The sequence below is a fragment of the Sulfobacillus sp. hq2 genome (assembly GCF_002903155.1).
Taxonomy (GTDB): domain Bacteria; phylum Bacillota; class Sulfobacillia; order Sulfobacillales; family Sulfobacillaceae; genus Sulfobacillus; species Sulfobacillus thermotolerans.
On the sequence record NZ_NWUL01000040.1, the window covers coordinates 12,784 to 32,427 of the forward strand.

Sequence of the window (19,644 nt, forward strand, 5' to 3'; positions counted from 1 at the left end):
AGTCATCAAAAAAAACGAGGCGTTAAACGCCTCGACAAATGGAGCGGAAGACGGGATTTGAACCCGCGACCCTCGCCTTGGCAAGGCGATGCTCTACCGCTGAGCTACTTCCGCATGCAATGGTGCGAGGGAAGGGACTTGAACCCTTACGCCTTGCGGCACGAGATCCTAAGTCTCGCATGTCTGCCATTCCATCACCCTCGCCTGGTGCGCCCGGTAGGATTTGAACCTACGACCTGCGGATTCGAAGTCCGACACTCTATCCAGCTGAGCTACGGGCGCAAAAAATCCCGGCATACCGGGGAATAAAAATATTTATTGGGGTGAATGAGGGGACTTGAACCCCCGACCCCCAGGGCCACAACCTGGTGCTCTAACCAACTGAGCTACATCCACCATATCCACTACCGCGCTTATCGATGATCACAAAAATCGTGGGAGTGAGATTCGCAAGCCCCGTAGTGACGATGTATAGAATATCATGCCTCTCACAAAATTGCAAGAAGCCATTTTGACCTATAAAAAGCGACTCCACTAAATCAGTCGTCGTCTTGCGCACCATATCACCAAAGCCATCAAGATCTTGTCATCTTGCGCAACGCCCATTTATCGATATGCCTGCAATGGTATTGGCGCCTACGTCAGCCACTCACCGTATCGCAAGCATATCGATAGTTTTTCGTAACGATCGTCGTCGCTTTGTGTACTTATTCTTCCTTATTTAACGGGTCTCGTAAGACTCTAAATAATCTCCATCTCGATATTTACGAATGCGAATGCCCACATCCGCAAGAGGTTCCTGTCGAAGCCGCCGTAGTAATCCGAAAGCCTTTTGACACCATGTCATGAGAATAGTCTATGGTTCCCCCTTGAAGATACCCTTTCGTCTGACGATCGACTAGTAAGGGAGCCCCCGCCGTTTTAATGATAGTATCGCCAAATCGTTTATGATCATCCCACTGCATTTTGAACCCGGTCTTGCCACATCCACAAGAAGTTCCTGCACTGATGCGAATATACGCCGCCAAAGGTTTTTTCCCCATTTCACCTAACACTTCCTCAGCACGCGCAGTGACCTCCAATTGTACACCCATGTCTTTGCCCTCCTTATTGTTATTGGTAATACGCCGCATTTAGTTCGATAAATTTTTGTTGATCGACCGGTAAGTCATCGGCCATGAATATCGCCTCTACAGGGCAAACCGGAACACAGGCTCCACAATCAATGCAAGTATCTGGATTAATATATAGTTGGGTGGTCGTCTGAAACGATTCATCCCCATCTAAAAAGGCGGTAGGATGAATACAGTCCACTGGACATACCTCTACACAGCTTTGATCCTTTGCCTCACGGCATCGGTCGGTAATGACATGCGCCACACTTATCCCCCCTCATAACGGATATAGATCGTCAATGTAGGCGACTGCCCGCCAATTCTTCATCCTCGTCTTCAAGGTCCTGCATAGCCGCCACCCCATGCTTCTTGGGTCGCCTTGTCTGTGCGTAGATTGCATCTCGCAAAGCTTTATTGGGCAAAGCCCACGGGGGAAGCATAATGGCGCTAAATGGGCACATTCTTTCACATGCACCACAAGCCCAACACAACTCTTCCGACACTTCAACCCAATTGCGTTCCAGATTAAGCGCAATGGCATGCGTCACACCGCAGGCACGAGTACACAATTCACACCCTACGCAGCGTTCATGATTGACAACGGCAATGGTTCCCATCTTGTTCACCTCGCTTGAAATTTTAGAAGGGCGGAGACAGCGGATGACCCGGGTCCACAAGTGCAATGTAGAAATACAGAGCCAGAAGAAGCCCCATTTGCAGAACAATGACACCTTGCATCAACCAATTGATAGCCCTAGCTCCAGGTCGTCCGTGAAAGTCCAGCTGAGTAATCTTTTGCGTGACAAACATGGAAGCGGCCCCTCCTACGACAACCAACCCCAATTGCACATAGAGGATCCAGTCGGGGGCGAAATTTCTAGCATAAAGGTGTAAATGGGCCGTGCCGAGCATATTCCAACCAAATCCAAAGGGATCGGAAATCACCTGCGCAATCGTCGGCCCGTTGGTCAACACCTTAGGCAATTGGCGTGCTAAGATTCCTAATCCAAATAGGGGAATCCATCCATACGCGTACCGCGTAAGGAGTTCACGCGCAGCTATATGACCGCGGCTTAGCAAGCTCCCTAAGCGCGCTACTCCCCAGCCAAATAATGGCCAAAGAAGAATAATCCCCATATAATCAAGCGGATTGGGATAGGCTGATACTTGGCCATCAAGCAATTTGGCGACCACGTCCCAGCGTGTGGTTTGACTCAACCACGTATCAAATGCGGCATATTGCGGGGTCGCATTGATCACCTCAAAGAAGAGCGCCCCCATCATCAGCGTGACAGCGATGGCGACATCAAAACGTTTCTTACGCGGTTGATAAGCCTCTTTTAAGGGAGCATGAACCGCAAGCCCAATATTTTCGTATGGGCATCCTTTAAAACATTCACCTGTGAGCCCGCAATAAAAATTGGACGACATACTACCTGGATATTCGTACCAACCACAGCCATAACTGCGCTCGCTGCCTTTCATGCATTCTTTCGTCGTGCAAGTCTTGCACAAGCTGCGGTCCTTGGCACGAAAGCCTTCGAACGGCGCCACCGCCGACACTACGCCAATAACCCCATTAAGAGGACAGCCATAATGGCAAAATGAGCGGCGTTCAAAGGTCAGCGCGTAAAAGAGGTCCCAAATAATAATGCCGGCCACCAACATGGAGGTAAACGCCGGCTTGCCAGGTCCCGCAATATTGTAAAACTCTTCCGCCCATGTCAAGCCCAAAAAGAAGAAGACCGAAATGAGCAACGTCGAATATTTTTGCGGCCATTTCAAACCCAATGTCAACAATTTCTTGCCCTTGCCAAACAACCCTAATCGCTGCACCCACTCGGCTTGTGCACTAAACGGACAAATCAAACACCATGCTCGCCCTACCCCAATCATCAAAACAAACAATACGCCAAACCACACGTACCATGTGATGACGGTAGCAAAGTTCCGGTTAGGGTTCACCACTCCAATCAAACCAGCAATAATCACGATATTGAAGATAATCACATTGGGGAGCTGAGCCGCAAATTGGTACCACCGCCGGTGGAAGAGCCACCGAAAAAACGGTCGCTGAGTTAAATCATAGCGCTTGCCGGTCACCGAGCGGAAAAACTCGCGTTGGCTATCCGCTTTTTGGACGCCGATAGTGTCGGCTAATGGGTTCCGCGCCTTGGGGCCTGCAAATTCCCATCGGCTATTCCAGTTTTGTACGATGTCTTTGACGGCCATAATCACGTAAAACAACGTCGTGGGTATCCAAATCGCGAAAAAGATTAGGCCTCGCCAACTCATCATGCGGGCGGGGGATTGAACCATCCACCATGAATAGTCCACGAACACCGTTAGCATAAATAGCGCCAATCCAATGGGCGCCAGCCGATCCAGCCACTTGTAAAGAGGACGGGCATATGGCGAAGTCGTCGGCACTTTTCTTTGTGGCGTGGCCATTATTCCCATCTCCCTTGATTGAAACGGCTAATCACCATCGCAGCCCCAACACTTAGCCATAATGCTATTGTCATCACATCAACAGTAATGAGGTCTGGAGTTCGAGTATCGACCCCCAAAACCAATAGACCCGCTAATACCAAACCGACTCCTAAGAAGCCTTGGTCAAATTTCTTATTGGGATTTCTCTCAGACGAACGCTCCACGCATTCCACCTCCAACTTAAGTTAGCCCTTTTGCCTATAGGCTCCCGATACTCGCGTTCCTCAGATCTCAGGGGTTTCCCTCGGGATATATGACGGTGACGTATGAGCCTCCATAGGAGCTCAAAGCAATGACGATTAACCCTCAAGCCGGAGAAGTTCCTGAACTTTCTAATACTTTTGGCAGAGCCAATTGACCCACACGAAACTCAAGTGCATTACTTGGAACTAGTCAATTGGTTATGATTAGTTTTAAAACATTTTCGGAAAAAGTCAAGTGTAGATTTTATTTAATCTTTCAAGAATGTTTGTCATATTGCGTTTTGTGTGCTAACAATATACTATGTGTTTGACTTACCTGAAAATTATATCAGCCAATAGTAGTACTTAATAACCATTCTTCAGAACCCGTCACCGCCGTCGCTACAGGAGAATGCTTGAGTTTACTGGTCAGGAGGTTGCGCATCATGGAGCGCATTGTTGCGATCTATTTGATTTTGGGTCTCACCATCCCGTTTTCAATGGAACGGCTCGGTCGAATATTACGGCCAAAGACCGATCCAGACAGTGCGCTGGATACACCCTATGAATCCGGTATTGCCGCAGAAGGCGACACGTGGCAGCCACAATATTTGCGCTACTACCTGTTTGCTATGGTGTTTGTTCTCTTTGATGCCGAAACCGCCATTCTTTTTCCATGGGCGGACGCATTTCACCAAATTCCTCCTCTCCTTGGCCTTCAAGCCATGATTTTTGTTGCTCTCTTACTGTTTGGCTTGGTATACGCGTGGAAAAAGGGGGCGTTAAAGTGGGAGTAGACCATGACAATATAGGCTCAACAAATGCACACGGTGTCCAATTTGCTGTCCTTCAGGAATTGATATCATGGGCCAGAAAATCTTCATTGTGGCCCATGACTTTTGGGCTCGCCTGTTGTGCTATCGAAATGATGACGACGGGTTCTTCCGACTACGATATCGATCGCTTCGGCATGGTGTTTCGCGCCAGCCCCAGACAATCCGATGTCATGATTGTTTCAGGTACGGTGACCCAGAAGATGGCCCCCGTTCTAAAACGTCTTTACGAACAGATGCCGATGCCGCGCTATGTGATCAGTATGGGTGCATGCGCCACCTCAGGCGGACCCTTTTTCGACGTGTACAGCGTCGTTAAAGGCGTTGATCAGATTGTTCCCGTTGACATCTACGTTCCCGGGTGCCCTCCGCGTCCCGAGGCCTTAATGTGGGGCATTTTCCAACTGCAGGAGAAGATCACCGGCAAAACTGCTATCCCTTCACATCGCACCCCCGCGCCTCTACGCTCCTATCCATTTTGGCCGGAGGGATCTGTATGATTAAACAGTCTGTTTCCGTCGACAAACTCATAGAAACAGCTCGCCATTGCCTTAAAGAAGGCTTCGTCTATCCGGTGCTGCATACAGCCGTCGATTATGAAACGCATCTTGAGCTCATCTACATTCTCCGCAATCTAGAACAAGGTGACGACCGCATCTTGTCCGTCATTCTCGATGCAAATGCGCCATCGGTACCATCACTCACCCCTTGGATTCCCGGCCTCATTTTTCAAGAACGCGAGGTCTACGATCTGTTTGGTGTCAGTTATGACCATCACCCACACTTGACCCGCCTTTTGTTGCCAGATAAGTTTCGCGGGCATCCTTTGCGCAAACACTATACCCTCGCCGAAGGAGAGGTGACGTCATGACCCCCAACCGAGAAGAGATTGTACAAGAAGAACTAATGTTAAACCTCGGCCCTCAGCACCCGAGTACCCACGGGGTGTTCCGAATGGTACTCGATTTACAAGGCGAAACCATTGTGGGCGTTACTCCGTATATGGGATATTTACATCGTGGATTTGAAAAACTCGCCGAACGGCGTACCGCTATTCAGTACCAGCCCTACCCCGACCGTTGGGATTACCTAGCCGCCATGTTTGATGAAATGGCTTACATCGGGGCTGGCGAAGCTCTTTTAGGCATTGAAGCTCCCAGACGGGCACAAGTTCTTCGCGGGATCGTCATGGAGTTAAATCGCTTCGCCAGCCATCTTTTATGGCTCGGAACGTTTCTTCTTGATGTCGGCGCACTGTCCCCCTTTTTATACACCTTTCGGGAACGCGAGATGGTTCTTGATTTGCTGATGGAGCTTACAGGTGCCCGACTCACCTATGCCTACATGCGATTTGGCGGCGTTCATCATGATGCCGAAGATGTGTGGCTCAAAAAAGTAAGAGCAGGTATCCCCTATTTCCGACAACGCTTGTCCGAGTATCGAACGCTGATTGATGATAATGAAATTTTCCGGCGCAGGGTCGAACACATTGGCATCATCGATGGGACCCATGCTCTGCATTATGGATTGAGCGGGCCCATGCTTCGTGCCAGCGGCGTTCCGTGGGACCTGCGGTGGAAGCGACCATACGGCATTTATGCAGAAATACCCCCACGCATCATTACTGATCTGGCCGGAGATACGTACGCACGCTATAAGGTGCGGGTCGAAGAAATGGCCGTAAGCCTCGACCTTTTGGAAATCTTTTTAGATTTGGTGGAATCTGGACCTATCATGGCATCCGTCCCCAAAGTGGTAAAGTTTCCGAAGCAAGAAACCTATTTTGCGGTAGAGGGTCCGCGAGGGGAACTAGGCGTGTACCTCGTGGGCAACGGTACGGCTTACGCCCAACGCATGAAGATCCGTCCGCCCAGTCTCTTTAACTTGCAGGTTCTTTCCCAGTTGCTAATCGGCCATATGGTTTCTGATGCAGTCGCGATTTTGGGCAGCATCGATATTGTTTTAGGGGAGGTTGACCGATGAAAGCCTTGCTGGTAGCCCTTGTTGTCGGCATGGCCATTCCAGCCGTCGCGGCCTTCTTATTATGGTACGAACGGCGTCTATTAGCTCGCCTGCAAGTGCGCCATGGCCCCAATCGTGTAGGGCCGCAGGGGTTGTGGCAATCTTTAGCGGACATTATCAAATTGTTGTCAAAAGCGGACACCATGCCCCATACCGCTCATCCCTGGCTCTTTAGACTAGCGCCTGTAATGGCCTTCCTGCCCGTTTTCATGGCGTTCGCCTCCTTGCCGGAACTCGATCCCCATATGAACATCGGCATTCTCTATCTCAGCGCCATTCTCAGCTTAGAAGTGCTAGCAATTCTAGCTGCAGGCATTGGATCGCACAGCAAGTATGCATTATTAGGCGGACTGAGGGCTACCGCTCAAATGGTGAGCTACGAAGTACCACTCACGCTGGCGCTATTGGGGCCCGCGATGGCGGCAGGCTCTTTAAATCTCGCCACGATTGTATCGCACCAGCACCCTCTTCCTTATATTTTGACGCAGCCGCTTGGTGCCTTGAGCCTTTTTATTGCGGGTATGGCCGAAGCCCATCGTCCACCTTTTGATTTGACCGAAGCAGAGTCCGAATTAGTCGCCGGATACCATGTGGAATATAGCGGAGTGCGCTTTGCCCTGTTTGTTGTTTCCGAATACGCTCAACTATTATTCCTCGCTTGGCTCATGGCTGTCGTCTATCTCGGCGGCGGCCCCATTTGGAGTCTTTGTCTCAAGATTTTAGGGACCGTATCGGTAGTAATTTGGTTGCGCGCCACACTTCCTCGTATCCGAGCCGATCAACTGATGGCATTGGGATGGAAGGTTCTCATTCCATTGACCTCATTAAATATTCTTTGGCTTGTAGCGTGGAACTTGTAACCCCCGCAAACACCTACTAGACAGGAGGCATACCCGCATGCGCATCAAGCAGATCAGTCGCGGATTCCTCAAAGGACTACAGGTTACGGGCATCCATCTGTTCCGTCGACCCGTAACACACCCCTATCCAGAACAACGAGCCTACACTCCCCCCAGATTTCGTGGCATTCATCGCCTCATTGTAGAAGACTGTGTCGTATGCCGTGCCTGCGAGAGAGTATGTCCAGTCAATTGCCTCACTATCAGCGGCGTACGAGGAGATAATCGGCGCTTTATTCTCGAGCAGTTTGACATCGACTATAGCTTATGCATGTTTTGTGACCTCTGTGTAGAAGCCTGCCCCCCTCACTGTTTGGTGATGGGCCCCGAATTTGAAATAGCCGCTGAAAACCGCCATTCTCTTCGACGCAGTCTTCTATCTCAACCTAAGGAGGAGATGGTATGAACTGGCTCGCGATCTTTTATGGCGCCACCAGCGCACTCACCATTGCGTGCGGACTAGGTGTCTTACTGTCCGATCGTCCGCTCCTTTCCGGGTATTTCTTAACCGGCGCGATGGTCGGATCGGGCGCAATCTTCGGTGAATTACACAGTCCAATGCTGGCTGGCATCCAAATTTTAGTATACGGCGGCGGGGTACTCATTATGATGATGTTCGTGATCATGGTAACCCCCTATGGGAACCGCGCTCAACCCAAGTCTCGGCTATGGGCTGTCACATGGTTATTAAGTCCCGTCTCCGGCATTCTGGCAGCCATTTCTTACCCCAGCACATCCCGTGCTATTTTAGGCCGCCAATTGGGGCGTCAGCTCCTCTTACACCAAGGCTTGTCATTAGAATTGCTCGCTATTTTACTCTTGGCGGCTTTAGCCGGTTCCCTAACAATTGCCATGAGGCGTCAGGAGGACAATTTGCCATGACCTACGCACCTGCAATGGTCTTAGCTGTGGTGGGCTTTCTTATCATTCTGCGTCACCGCCAAGCTGTTTTGTTGTTTATGGGAGTGGAACTTTTGATTACAGCCGCCAATTGGATGGCTTTGTTAGCCATGACCACAAACCCTTCAGGCCCCCATACGGCCATCGTCGTGGTGTTTAGCATTGCCCTAGCCGCAGCGGAGGCGACCATGGGCCTCTCTTTGGTATTGCGTTTTGCCCATCGTCACCGCACCACGGACGTCAGAGCCTTTGAGGCATTAAATGACAAGGAGGAATAACCGTTGCTCGGATTTCTGATCCTTACTCCTCTCATCGTGGGCACTTTAGGCATATGGGTTCGCTTTAAGAAAATGTCCGGTGTCATATTCTCAATATCGGCGGCCCTCTTCGCGTTCTGCTTACAGAGCGTGATATACCCTAGCCACCAAGACTCCCGGTGGAATTTTCTCACCTTGGGTGGATACCCTATCTCACTTCACTGGCAAAGTGTCCCTATCGCCAATTGGATGGCATGTCTGACCACGCTTATCAATTTGCTAGCGCAGGTGTATTCGGCGGGATATTTTTCACACGATGCACGCCGAGGGTACTTTCAATCTGTACTGCTCGCTTTTACGGGTGCAATGCTGTGTACCGTGTTCGGCGATAATCTGTTCACCCAGTTCGTCGGATGGGAATTGATGGGCGTTGGCTCCTATCTATTAATTGGTTATTTTCGATGTGAAACATCCGCCCGGTATGCCGCCTCTAAAGCCATGCTGGTGACGCGCATTGGCGATGTGTGTTTTCTAATCGCGGTGGCTCTTGCCGTTATTCATCATGACAATACCATAACCGCCATCAATCTTCATGGCACAGCCTTCATCGCATGGGCCCTCATTGGCGCCGTTGCCGCCAAATCCGCTCAAGGACCATATGCCTCATGGCTGGTTGATGCTATGGCGGGCCCAACACCTGCTAGCGCTCTCATTCATGCTGCCACGATGGTTGCTGCTGGTCCTTATTTGCTGATTCGCTATACATTGCTCCTGCACCATACACCCGGAGGACTGGTAACCCTCATGATTCTTGGTGGCAGTACCGCCGTACTAGCCGCCATGGGAGCCGTGGGCAGTCAAGAAATAAAAAAACTGCTCGCATTCTCTACCGTCAGCCAATTGGGCATGATGATTCTCGCCATTGGTATGGGATCACCTCGCACCGCTTGGAACCTCCTTGTCGCGCATGCCTTCTACAAAGCACTCCTCTTCTTTGTTAGCGGCATTGCCAGCTACCGTGCCCAATCCGGCTTGTTGTCTCGCATGGCCGGCAGCCTTCACCGATTTGAATTTAGCGCTCTTTTTATGATGGGAGCTTTGGGGGTGAGTGGGTTGCCTCCAACAGGGGGGTTTCTCGCCAAAGAAGCTCTGTATCAAACCGCCTCACACGGATTAGATACGCTAATGCTTGATCTTCTGTTGTCCTTTCTGGGCGGTGCCTATACGGCTAAACTTGTTAAGGCGTTAATCCCTGTAAAAGCTCCGCCAGTTCACCGCACATCGTACGGAATGTTGATTCCCTCCTACATCATCAGTGGATTGGTCCTCATCAACTTTTTTTGGCATCCATGGGTGTCCGTCAGGCCCATTTTCATAGAGCAGACGTGGCCTAGTCTGTTATCCATCGGCCTAGGTGCCACAGTCGGTGCTTTTTGGACCATCCCTTTTCCCTTATTGACTGGCGTGCTTTATCCCGCCCTGTGGCGTCGCATCAACCAACTTGCTCAATGGACGGTCTGGGTGGACCACACCCTTGTTCAAGGAACGTTGACCATTGTTACCGTTATTTTATGGGCTAATCGATTGGTGCGGTGGGGGGGATCAGGGCGCGCCCAACGGTATGCTCTGCTGTCGGGCATTGCCTTGTTAGCCATCGTTATTTGGAATATTCATGTCTAATCCCAAAGCGAACGGAGGACTCTTATGCTGCTTTATTTCCTGATCCCATGGATGTTTCTCATCTTGGTGCCGTGGCTGCCACAAGCCAAGACTAGACCTCTTTTTATAGCCATGGCCTTGAGCGATACCTTGCAGGCCATATTCGGCCTTTCCCTCGGACAGTCGTTTCACGGTTCTTGGTGGCCGTCTTTGGGTTTGAATATCGCGCTCGCCGTTACTCCGTTTAGCCAACCGTTGCTGTGGCTAAATGGCATCGTCTTATTAAGTATAGCCTGTATCAATCAAAGTCCTTCACGGGACTCGGTATTTTGGCTATCGCTGGCGTATTCCGGCGTGTCGCTGGCGTTTTTAAGCCGCAATCTGCTCCTCTATTTTCTCGGATTCGAGATAGCGGTATTACCCTTTTATTTGCTCGTACGCAAAGAAGGCGGCACCGATAGACGGGCTGCAGCCTTATACTTTTTAGCTTTTTCGGCAATTGCCGGCATGTTTTTACTCGCAGCCACCTTAACGCTCGTGGTGCATCATATCACAACGTTTGATAGTCACGTAGTGCCCCGCGCCCTCCAATTCAGCGTCTATGGCCTCTTGCTCGTCATGTGGGCAATCAAAACACCATTATGGCCCTTTCACCTTTGGTTGCCTCGAACGCATGGCGAAGCCTCGACGCCGGTATCCATGTATTTGTCAGGTGTGGCGCTCAAAGTAGCTCCCTTTGGATTGTTGTCGTTTTCGAGTATGCTTGCACCAGCAATCCATCACGCATCAAGCCTCTTAGCCCTGTGGGGGGCGCTCACCGTACTCCTTGGCAGTTTACTCGCCTTAGGCCAGACCGACCTCAAACAAACAGTCGCCCAAAGTTCGATAGCCTCTATGGGATACGTTTTAATAGCCCTCTCGTTTGGCACTTCTTTGGGCAATCAAGCTGCTATATTAATTATGATAGGACATGGTCTCGCCTCTCCCCTCCTGTTTTTAGTGACCAGCCGCATTTATGACCTCATCGGCAGCCGCCAAATCCAAGACATGACGGGACTTTATCAAAAATCTCCGGCGTTAGTTAGCTGGCTTACCGTGGGAGCTTTCGCCTATATGGGCATTCCCGGATTAGCATTGTTTCCTGGTGAATTCGGCGTGGTCATGGTCGCCCTACAACGCGACCCCGTAATTCTCTATCTTATTATCCCAGCCATGCTTTTCATGGCCGCCACTTGGCTACGAGTCTTAGCTCGTGTGCATTTTGGCCATCTTACGCGGTCTACCTCAAATGTCTCTTCAAGGACAGGCAGCGTATGGTCCGCCGCGTGGTTGGGAATTCCCCTTATTCTGATCGGCATCGCACCCATATGGTGGACACATATTTGGAACTGGGGAGGACTAAAATGACCGCATGGATTGTCCTAGGCATGGTGCCCATCGTCCTAATGGTTTTCGAATTGTTGGAAGTTCCCAAAGCCTTGAGCTTGGGAACACTGGCTGCAGGCCTTGCGATTCTCATGGTTCTCTTCTCACAACCACACGCTGTGCTGCCTATGTATGAACATTTGCTGGCCCCACACCAAGCGATTGTCATTTATCAAGAATTGGTGTTAGGAACTGCCTTGGGTCTAACAGGAGTCCTCGCTCCCCACCAAGATCGCTTGGCGTCCACACTTCTCATGATGGCAACCGCTGGCGGCGTCGCTGCTGTTTCGACCAATAATTGGCTTATGCTATTTCTGGGCATCGAAACCGTCAACGTCGGCCTCTATGGTCTGGCTGGCCATTGGAGCTGGACACGAATCGGCGATGAGGCGCTCATCAAATACTTTATTCTTGGCAGCCTCTTTACTGCGGCAGAAGTTGCGGGAATAGGTCTGATTGGAGGCATCCAAGGAAACCTTACTATTGGACCTTCCACGACGGGACATTCGGTGCTCATTGCGGGACTGACCCTGATGTTCTCGGCCCTGTTGTTCAAAATGGGTAGTTTTCCTTTTCATTTGTGGGCACCAGACACATATGAAGGAACCGCATGGCCCGCAACGACCGTGATTGCCACGTTGCCCAAAATTGTTGCCGGCAGCGTGCTCATCCGCCTCACTACCAGCGGTGTTTTCAATGCCCTTCCTCACTTGACACAAGGCTTGGAAACTATCGCAGTGGGCACTATGATCGTCGGATCTTTAGGTGCTTGGCGCCAACGCCGCCTCAAACGCATGTTAGCCTATGCCGCAATCGCACAAGTTGGATATATCCTTCTGCCCTTGTCATCGCGCCATATGGGCGCCGCTAGCGTCTATCTCTTATCGTATGCGCTGACTAGTATCGCCGTATTTGGTGCCGCAAGCGCCCTTAGCGGATCAGCCAACCCCACACGCTTAGATCTGGTAGGTGTCTTAGACACCGGCGGACGATGGTTCGCCGCCACGCTTATTGTCGCGCTGGCAGGATTTGCAGGATTTCCCTTTACCCTGGGCATGGCGGCAAAATTATATAGTATCGAAGCGGTGATGCATGATTCTCCTGTTTTATGGCTGACGGCCTTGCTGGTTACTGGATTTACGTTTTTATATTACTTCCGCTGGATTTACCCGTTTTTCGCCCAAAGTCCTAAAACCGACGACTCCACAGTAAGCCCGGGGATCAACACCAGCCAACTTTTCGCGCTGCTGATTGTAGGACTGGGCATTTGGAGCTATCCTTTGGCTTGGCTGACACAGAATTTCCTCTAAATTTGGATCCGCAGCTCACCAAGATCCTCCGGTGAGCTGCATTTACTTGGATTGACTGGCTTTTCCCGTTTCACGGGGCGTAGCTGGAAGCCACGTTTCCCCAAAATGCTGCAAAGCTGTTAAGACGGGCCACAATGCACGCCCTTTTTCGGTAAGTTCATACTCAACCCTGGGCGGTGCTTCGGCGTAGCGGGTGCGCACAATAATGCCTTGGGCTGTCAATCGCCGCAGTCTTTCCGACAACGAACGCGGATTGACTCCCACCGCCTGTAGTTCCCCAAAACGTCTCGGGCCTGCCTGCAATTCCCGTAAAATAATAATCACCGTCACATCGGCCACCAACGTCGCGGCTCGTTGAATGGGACAAACAATATCCTCCAGGTCTTGCACCAAACTCCCCTTCTTCCTAACCGTGCATCAATGCGAGGCATTCTTTCTATCGACACGGTCTACCCTGTCGCATTGTTAGCTACATTATATAGTTTTATCAAGTTTCCCGCGCAATAAAATCCCCTCGCCAAAAGCACCTATGCCGCCTGCAGAATCTGCACGCGGCATAGCGAATGGCAACACAAAATGTTATGTCAGTCTATCCAGCACAGCATGATAAGGTGTCGACGTCTTTCCCGAAGGTGAGGGCCGCCAGTTTTAATCCTTCCGCCATCGTCAAATAAGGTGCTAGAGATTCGGTCACATCATCAATCGTCAAACCATATTTCACGGCCAGGGTCGCCGCATAAATGACATCACCCGCATTGTCGGCCACGACCTGCACACCACGAATCTTCCCACTTTGTGATTCCGCCACCACTTTGAAAATTCCAAGCGTTTCCCGGTTAGCCAACGCCCTTGGCACGGCGTCGAGCGGCAATACCGAAGTCTTGACCGCTAACCCCTGCTTATTTGCCATCTCTTCCGTAATGCCCACCGAAGCAATAGCTGGTTGCGTAAAGGTTACCGCAGGAACGGCACCAAGGTCTATATGTTTAGACACCTGAATACCCATGGCGTTTTGGGCTGCTAGTTTACCCTCATACGCAGCGACATAAACAAACTGCGGCCCCATCGTCACATCACCAGCCGCATAGATTCGTGGATTGTCTGTCTTAAGCGTGTCGTCAATAACAGGCTCCCCCAACCTGCCTAACCTCACACCTGCCGCGCCAAGATTTAACGCCTCTGTATTGGGCACACGTCCCGCCGCAACAAGCACCGCATCGCCCCGAATGTGTCGAGTTTCATGATTCACCGTCACGGTGAGGACCTTTTCGGCACCGCGTTGCACGACATCGTGATAGGTGGCGCCGGTAATCACATCAATCCCCGACGCCTTAAGAACGTCCGCGATGACCGTGCGCACTTCTGTATCATAATCCGGCATTAGCTCTGTTCGGCGTTGAACCAGCGTCACTTTTGATCCCCAGCGGCGAAACATCTGTCCTAGTTCAAGGGCAATGTATCCGGATCCAATGACGATAAGGTGTTCCGGACGCTGCGTGATATTCAAGGCCGTAGTGCTGGTCAGGTAGTCGACCGATTCCAATCCTGAGATTTCTGGAATTCGAGGCCTAGCCCCCGTCGCAATCAAATAATGCGCCCCGGTAATAATCCGGTCTCCTACCGCAATGCGATGAGCATCGATAAATTGGGCTTCCCCTTCAATAAAATCAATCTCGTAGAGTGGCAGTAAATCAGCATATTTCTTCTGCCTCATGCTTTGAACCAGTTGATCCTTTTCCGCCACCAACTGGGACAGATCGACAGGCCCTGCACTGGTATTGAGCCCACCAAATGGATTGGACGCGGCTTGATGATGGAGTTCACTCGCACGTAGAAGCGTTTTAGACGGTACGCAGCCCACATTGACACACGTTCCCCCCAAGGTCCCTCTTTCAATCATCGCCACCTTAGCCCCCGCGGAGCGGGCTTCAATGGCCGACGCAAATGCCGCGCTGCCAGAGCCAATGACGACCCAATCATAATCATAAGTGTCCTTGATCGTGCGTTCTATGCTCTGGGGCTCAACGAGGTGCGGTGTGTGCGGCACGTATCCCGCTTGCGTTACGGCCTCTTGCGCTTTGTCTGGAGAAAATTCGACAGAGGCCCAAAATAGCGCACGACCCCGGCGGAAGCTGACTTCCACATTGGTGGCACCGACAGCCTCCAAAGCATGCGCCACGTGGCGCTCACAATCCGTGCACGTCATGCCTTCAATCGCCATCTCGAAGCGGTTCGTGTTATTCTCATCCACCCTTGCATCTCTCCTTTATGCTCTGTCGTCTTTACGATGCACGACGTCCGAATAGTTCATGCGAATAATGTTCCCAAGAAATGTCTGGTTCCCCTCTAACATATCACATAAATTCAATATTACAATATGTTAAAGGTCAATGCTTGGCACTGGTCCATAAGCATGATACGATCGAAATAAAGATAACCTGCGCTTAGCCGTATCGACCGATGTAGAGAGAAGGAAGGAAGGTCAGGATTGCTCAAGCAGAATGATCGCCAACATGAATTAATGGCCGCCTTTTGGCAGGGCCTGAGCCATCCCATTCGACTGCGGATTCTCGCGCTTTTGCGAGAGCATGGGTCTTTAAATGTTGGAGACATGGTCACTGCCTTAGGTATCGGACAAGGCCACCTCTCTAATCATCTCAGCTGCTTGAAAAGCTGTGGCTTTGTCGTGGCGACGCCCCGAGGTCGTTTCATGTACTACCAAATCGCCGATTCCCGGGTCAATGACCTCCTGGATCTCGGCCTGGCCATGATGCAAGACCATGCCGAAGGCGTCGCCGCTTGCGTCGTCGTAGGCCCCGCCCATGAACCCAACCGTGGCTTTTTTCTACCGCCCGGTGAAGATTCACTTTAGAATTTTGGGAAAGGAGCTTTGCTTTGGCTAGAACTTTTACAGTCTCATTGCCGGCCTCTGGGTCGTCTGTCAAGGCTCTTGTTTTGGCTTTATGGCGCGCTGGCGATAGCCGCCGTTTAGGATTTATCACATTTATCATCATTACGGGCTTTTATTCACTATTTTTGCCGGAAGCCTCGACGCAACAGCTCCGTTGGCAAAATTGGCATTATTTAACGCCCATGATGGGCCTGTACAGTGTAGGCTTTGGAATGGTCATCAGCTGGGTGGTTGTCGTGCAATGGTGGGCCATGAAGCAGACCATCGCCTTTCATTCGCAGGCCAGCAGCATGCTAGCCGTCGTAGTCAGTGCCTTACCCAATCTGCTGTGCTGCACTCCCATCCTCCCCTCCTTGTTAGCATTTGCTGGCATTCCTTTGACCAGCCTTTGGCGTATCAGCGGCCCCATTCAAGGGTTTTTTGCGATACATGCGACCGCCATTGAAGGGGCTAGCCTATTATTTGCCGTGCTGATGGCCTATTGGGCCACCCGCCGTATGCTTCACGGGGCCTGCGCTTTGCAAGACGGGTGTTCAACATGTTGAAATACCGTGCGCTCTTGTGGCCCGTGGTGGGGATCCTCCTAATAGGCATACTCTTTGTGGCATTGCACCGCAGAGCCGTCCCGGCATTGCCTCCGGCATCGCCATCTTCTGCTTCCAGTGCAGCGTCATCGTTACCACCGCTCAATGGCAATTTTGTTAACGCACAAACGGGAAAACAAGAACTACTGACCACCGCTGAGGCCGGCAAACCCACGTTGCTATGGTTTGTGACCACATGGTGTGCCAGCTGCCACTACGGCACACAGTTTATCAACCAACACTGGACATGGCTTGCTCAACATCATATCCAAGTCATCGAGCTCGAAGCCTACCACGACATGGGTCAGAAGGGCCCTGCCATGACACCTTTTATGGCGGGCATTGCACCTCGCCCGCTTTGGATTTGGGGCACAGCAGGAAGGCGCTTGACGGCAGCCTTTGACAGTGCCGCATATCCTGATATTTATTTTCTCCTCAGTGCCCACAACCACGTTCAGTATTACAACAGCTCTCCCGGCTCGACGTGGAAAGCCTTAACGACCGCAATCATGCGCAGCCAGAAATGACGCTAGAACTCCTTGAGCGTCCGGCGGAGTTGAACGTAGTCGGGTCCTTGGCCGGGCCCCTCCCGTTCGACTGATAAGGATGCCGCGACGTTGGCTTGCCATATGGCGTCTGGCAAACTTTGCCCCTGCGCCAATGCCGCGATGAGGGCAGCTTGATGGACATCTCCCGCGCCGGTAGTATCGATCGCCTTGGTTTGGCGGGTCGGGATATGCACCACCTTATCATCTGCTCCACATAAATAGGCGCCCTGGGGTCCATCTCGGACAATGGCCCAAGACCCTTCACTCATCAGCCGTTTTAGTCGTCTGACGGAGTCAAACGCATCAGACGCGCCTGTCAGCAATTCCGCTTCCCGTCGATTGGCACTGCAGATATTGCTACGATTCAATAGGTCCTGACGTATCTCCGGCGCTATTTGCATAACGAGCGGTCCGGGGTCCCAAAGCACTAAATGACTTGTTGCCACATGTTGCGCCCATTTTGCCAGATCCGGGGCCTTAGTGGTTGAAAGGAATTCATACCCCGACAAGTAAATGGCATCCCCCGGTTCCAGATTAATGTGCTCTAAATGTTCCAAAGACCACTCACTTTCAGCTCCTAACGCGGTAACAAACGTCCGCTCTCCACCTGTCTCCACGAGGGCGACGTCAAACCCTGTATCCTGGTCTTGCGGGTCTACGTCCTCATGCGCAATAGCCACACCCTTTTCCCGCAGGGTCTGGCGAATCCACTGCCCAAAAACCCCCACCCCCAAAAGACCTCCATAGGTTACGGGCAATCCTAAACGCACGGCCGCCTCAATGACGTTGAATGCTCCCCCTGGCGTAATACGGCCTGCACGCGCAATGACATCACCGCCGCGGGGAGGCCACCCATCGACATACATCATAATGTCCATGATAATGCTACTGACGACCACAAGTCGTTAGGGCTGTTCCCATCTCATTCGCATTCTCCCTTTGCACCTTCTATCACCGTGTGGAGGTTCCCAGTTCTAAGACCAAGGAGTAGGTAGCCCACCAGGGTCACCGTAAACGCCACCATTAATTCGAGACTCGATCCATAGAAAATCCCTCGCGCTAAAGGACCCACAAAAAACGGTGAGGAGGTACATAACAACCCTGCGCCAGTACCCACCGCCCACATAATAAGCGCGTCTACGCGCACTTGGTACGGGGGCGCTGCGCCATATAACAGGTCTTTGTCGTACACGCCCTTTCTCCGTCCCAGCTGGTCCGCAATAAAAATTCCCGCCCATGCCGCCAAACCGGTGCCCAACAGCAAAATAAACGATTCAAAGGGTTCAAGAAAGTTTTTCGCAATCAAAACGACATAGACCGTCCCCCCTGCCATGACCACCGCATCAATTAGGACCGTTTTATAGCGTGGTAAAGGAACAAACATATTTAACAGATTGAGCCCGGACGAATATAAGCTTAAATCGGCTTCACATATTAACCCTCCCGCTGCGGTCAGCAAATACGGAACCGCAGCCCATGGCGGCAAAGCCTGTTGAATCAATTGAATGGGATTTGCGGCCGACGCCAGCGTCGGTTCCTGAGTTGTCAGCAATAAGCCGGTTATCATCAGCACAATGAGCGGCAAAGCCGCTCCACTCACCGTCGACCAAATGATCGCGGATGACTTGACAGACCGCGGAAGATATCGGCTATAATCCGCTGCGGCATTCACCCAACTCAAGCCAGTTCCTGCCACGATGATAGACAGCGCGGGAACAAACCCCGAAAGCCACGGGCCCGGAGGCCGTGACCATAGCAAGTGCCAATGCGTCTTAGGAATCAACAACCCGATGACTAATAAAGTCAGCAACCCAAAAAAATAGCTGGCCCACCGCTGCACCACAACCAACGTGGCGTGCCCTAACAAACCTAAGATAATCGTCAAGCCGACCATGATGACCATGGCAAGCACTGCTAAGATCACGTGGGGAATCGGCAAAAACATGCCTAACAAGGCCATCAACGCCAATGTCCCTGTTATCACGCTAATCGTTTCCCATCCGATAAACGACAACCAGCTCACAAAATTTGGCACCACATTGCCATGAATCCCGAATATGGCCCGTGACAAGGTCATCATGGGAGCCCCTCCGTCACGGCCCGCCACGGATAAGACGCCAACCAACACAAACGAGGCAGCGCCGAGGACGACAACGATGAGCGCCTGCCAGAAATTCATTCCAAAAGAGAGAATGACACCTCCATAAATCACGGCTAAAATCCCAAGATTCGCCGCTAACCATATCCAAAACAAGTCGCTCACGTGGCCCGTTTGCTCCGCACGGCTGACCTGATTAATGCCGTTGACTTCAATGTGCCAAGGCCGATTTCCCTGCTGCCTCATCTCATCGCCTTCATAAGACATCGTGACACCTCTTGGTATTATGACAGTAACCTTCTACAAAAAACTTCAGAGTACTAAGAATTCGTCTAAATCGGGTCCTGTAAGCTTGCGATGGCACCTTCGGGCATCGCATGGCTCCGGTCACCTTTAGCTGACGTTCAT

23 protein-coding genes and 4 tRNA genes are annotated in these 19,644 nt (G+C 51.4%); 14 read left to right on the forward strand and 13 right to left on the reverse strand.

Features of this window, described 5'->3' with window-relative positions:
- Positions 1 to 39 precede the first annotated feature (39 nt).
- From CO251_RS11695 to CO251_RS11735, 9 genes are all read right to left on the reverse strand, one after another.
- A tRNA-Gly gene (locus CO251_RS11695) sits at positions 40 to 114 on the reverse strand.
- A gap of 6 nt (positions 115 to 120) precedes the next feature.
- Positions 121 to 204: transfer RNA gene (locus tag CO251_RS11700), tRNA-Leu, on the reverse strand.
- Between the two features lies 1 nt (position 205).
- Positions 206 to 282, reverse strand: a tRNA-Arg gene (locus tag CO251_RS11705).
- 37 nt (positions 283 to 319) lie between these two features.
- Positions 320 to 396 (reverse strand) — tRNA-His (locus CO251_RS11710).
- A gap of 368 nt (positions 397 to 764) precedes the next feature.
- Positions 765 to 1,094 (reverse strand): iron-sulfur cluster assembly accessory protein, encoded by a 330-nt coding sequence (locus tag CO251_RS11715; protein WP_158246317.1) that lies wholly within the window; start codon positions 1,092 to 1,094, stop codon positions 765 to 767.
- Between the two features lie 19 nt (positions 1,095 to 1,113).
- Complete coding sequence (locus CO251_RS11720) at positions 1,114 to 1,380, reverse strand: ferredoxin family protein (protein WP_103376007.1); 267 nt, start codon at positions 1,378 to 1,380, stop codon at positions 1,114 to 1,116.
- A 31-nt stretch (positions 1,381 to 1,411) separates the two neighbouring features.
- Positions 1,412 to 1,732, reverse strand: coding sequence for a 4Fe-4S binding protein (locus CO251_RS11725; protein WP_103376008.1), 321 nt, complete (start codon positions 1,730 to 1,732; stop codon positions 1,412 to 1,414).
- Positions 1,733 to 1,754: 22 nt separating this feature from the next.
- Positions 1,755 to 3,566, reverse strand: coding sequence for a 4Fe-4S binding protein (locus tag CO251_RS11730; protein ID WP_103376009.1), 1,812 nt, complete (start codon positions 3,564 to 3,566; stop codon positions 1,755 to 1,757).
- Positions 3,566 to 3,772 carry a hypothetical protein gene (locus CO251_RS11735; RefSeq protein ID WP_103376010.1) on the reverse strand — a complete coding sequence of 69 codons (207 nt, stop codon included), beginning with the start codon at positions 3,770 to 3,772 and terminating at the stop codon, positions 3,566 to 3,568. The genes CO251_RS11730 and CO251_RS11735 overlap by 1 nt, the downstream gene beginning before the upstream one ends.
- Positions 3,773 to 4,236: 464 nt before the next feature.
- Here CO251_RS11735 and CO251_RS11740 point away from each other — a divergent pair, with 464 nt between their 5' ends.
- From CO251_RS11740 to CO251_RS11790, 11 genes are read left to right on the forward strand one after another with little or no spacing between them, the layout of a single operon-like run.
- A complete protein-coding gene (locus CO251_RS11740) occupies positions 4,237 to 4,587 on the forward strand; it encodes an NADH-quinone oxidoreductase subunit A (protein WP_242968570.1) in 351 nt (116 codons plus the stop codon).
- Positions 4,578 to 5,123, forward strand: coding sequence for an NADH-quinone oxidoreductase subunit B (locus tag CO251_RS11745; RefSeq protein ID WP_173677104.1), 546 nt, complete (start codon positions 4,578 to 4,580; stop codon positions 5,121 to 5,123). The genes CO251_RS11740 and CO251_RS11745 overlap by 10 nt, the downstream gene beginning before the upstream one ends.
- Complete coding sequence (locus tag CO251_RS11750; protein WP_103376011.1) at positions 5,120 to 5,494, forward strand: NADH-quinone oxidoreductase subunit C; 375 nt, start codon at positions 5,120 to 5,122, stop codon at positions 5,492 to 5,494. Before CO251_RS11745 ends, CO251_RS11750 begins: the two co-directional genes overlap by 4 nt.
- On the forward strand, positions 5,491 to 6,606 hold the full coding sequence (locus CO251_RS11755) for an NADH-quinone oxidoreductase subunit D (RefSeq protein WP_103376012.1): 1,116 nt from the start codon (positions 5,491 to 5,493) through the stop codon (positions 6,604 to 6,606). Before CO251_RS11750 ends, CO251_RS11755 begins: the two co-directional genes overlap by 4 nt.
- A complete protein-coding gene (locus CO251_RS11760; RefSeq protein ID WP_103376013.1) occupies positions 6,603 to 7,505 on the forward strand; it encodes a complex I subunit 1 family protein in 903 nt (300 codons plus the stop codon). The genes CO251_RS11755 and CO251_RS11760 overlap by 4 nt, the downstream gene beginning before the upstream one ends.
- A 37-nt stretch (positions 7,506 to 7,542) precedes the next feature.
- Positions 7,543 to 7,950, forward strand: a complete 408-nt coding sequence (locus CO251_RS11765; RefSeq protein WP_103376014.1) for an NADH-quinone oxidoreductase subunit I — start codon at positions 7,543 to 7,545, stop codon at positions 7,948 to 7,950.
- Positions 7,947 to 8,426 (forward strand): NADH-quinone oxidoreductase subunit J, encoded by a 480-nt coding sequence (locus CO251_RS11770; protein WP_103376015.1) that lies wholly within the window; start codon positions 7,947 to 7,949, stop codon positions 8,424 to 8,426. Before CO251_RS11765 ends, CO251_RS11770 begins: the two co-directional genes overlap by 4 nt.
- Entirely contained in the window at positions 8,423 to 8,722 is a 300-nt protein-coding gene (locus CO251_RS11775) for an NADH-quinone oxidoreductase subunit K (protein WP_103376016.1), read from the forward strand. Before CO251_RS11770 ends, CO251_RS11775 begins: the two co-directional genes overlap by 4 nt.
- 3 nt (positions 8,723 to 8,725) lie before the next feature.
- Positions 8,726 to 10,381: an NADH-quinone oxidoreductase subunit L gene (locus CO251_RS11780; protein ID WP_242968571.1), complete on the forward strand. Its 1,656-nt coding sequence runs from the start codon at positions 8,726 to 8,728 to the stop codon at positions 10,379 to 10,381.
- Between the two features lie 24 nt (positions 10,382 to 10,405).
- Complete coding sequence (locus tag CO251_RS11785; protein WP_103376017.1) at positions 10,406 to 11,767, forward strand: NuoM family protein; 1,362 nt, start codon at positions 10,406 to 10,408, stop codon at positions 11,765 to 11,767.
- Positions 11,764 to 13,095, forward strand: coding sequence for an NADH-quinone oxidoreductase subunit N (locus CO251_RS11790; RefSeq protein WP_103376018.1), 1,332 nt, complete (start codon positions 11,764 to 11,766; stop codon positions 13,093 to 13,095). The genes CO251_RS11785 and CO251_RS11790 overlap by 4 nt, the downstream gene beginning before the upstream one ends.
- 42 nt (positions 13,096 to 13,137) lie before the next feature.
- Here CO251_RS11790 and CO251_RS11795 read toward each other — a convergent pair whose 3' ends face one another.
- Together CO251_RS11795 and merA are read right to left on the reverse strand one after the other, a co-directional pair.
- Entirely contained in the window at positions 13,138 to 13,485 is a 348-nt protein-coding gene (locus CO251_RS11795) for a helix-turn-helix domain-containing protein (RefSeq protein ID WP_242968572.1), read from the reverse strand.
- Positions 13,486 to 13,684: 199 nt separating this feature from the next.
- Entirely contained in the window at positions 13,685 to 15,316 is a 1,632-nt protein-coding gene (gene merA / locus CO251_RS11800) for a mercury(II) reductase (RefSeq protein ID WP_103376039.1), read from the reverse strand.
- Between the two features lie 267 nt (positions 15,317 to 15,583).
- Between merA and CO251_RS11805 the strand changes: the two genes are divergently transcribed.
- Genes CO251_RS11805 through CO251_RS11815 form a run of 3 tightly spaced genes read left to right on the forward strand, consistent with a single transcriptional unit; the run spans position 15,584 to position 17,117 of the window.
- Positions 15,584 to 15,967, forward strand: coding sequence for a metalloregulator ArsR/SmtB family transcription factor (locus CO251_RS11805; RefSeq protein ID WP_242968573.1), 384 nt, complete (start codon positions 15,584 to 15,586; stop codon positions 15,965 to 15,967).
- Positions 15,968 to 15,990: 23 nt separating this feature from the next.
- Positions 15,991 to 16,551 carry a hypothetical protein gene (locus tag CO251_RS11810; protein ID WP_103376020.1) on the forward strand — a complete coding sequence of 187 codons (561 nt, stop codon included), beginning with the start codon at positions 15,991 to 15,993 and terminating at the stop codon, positions 16,549 to 16,551.
- A complete protein-coding gene (locus CO251_RS11815; RefSeq protein WP_103376021.1) occupies positions 16,545 to 17,117 on the forward strand; it encodes a hypothetical protein in 573 nt (190 codons plus the stop codon). Before CO251_RS11810 ends, CO251_RS11815 begins: the two co-directional genes overlap by 7 nt.
- Positions 17,118 to 17,119: 2 nt before the next feature.
- Here CO251_RS11815 and CO251_RS11820 read toward each other — a convergent pair whose 3' ends face one another.
- On the reverse strand, positions 17,120 to 18,037 hold the full coding sequence (locus CO251_RS11820; protein WP_103376022.1) for a PfkB family carbohydrate kinase: 918 nt from the start codon (positions 18,035 to 18,037) through the stop codon (positions 17,120 to 17,122).
- A gap of 23 nt (positions 18,038 to 18,060) precedes the next feature.
- On the reverse strand, positions 18,061 to 19,503 hold the full coding sequence (locus tag CO251_RS11825) for a cytosine permease (protein WP_242968574.1): 1,443 nt from the start codon (positions 19,501 to 19,503) through the stop codon (positions 18,061 to 18,063).
- Positions 19,504 to 19,644 lie beyond the last annotated feature (141 nt).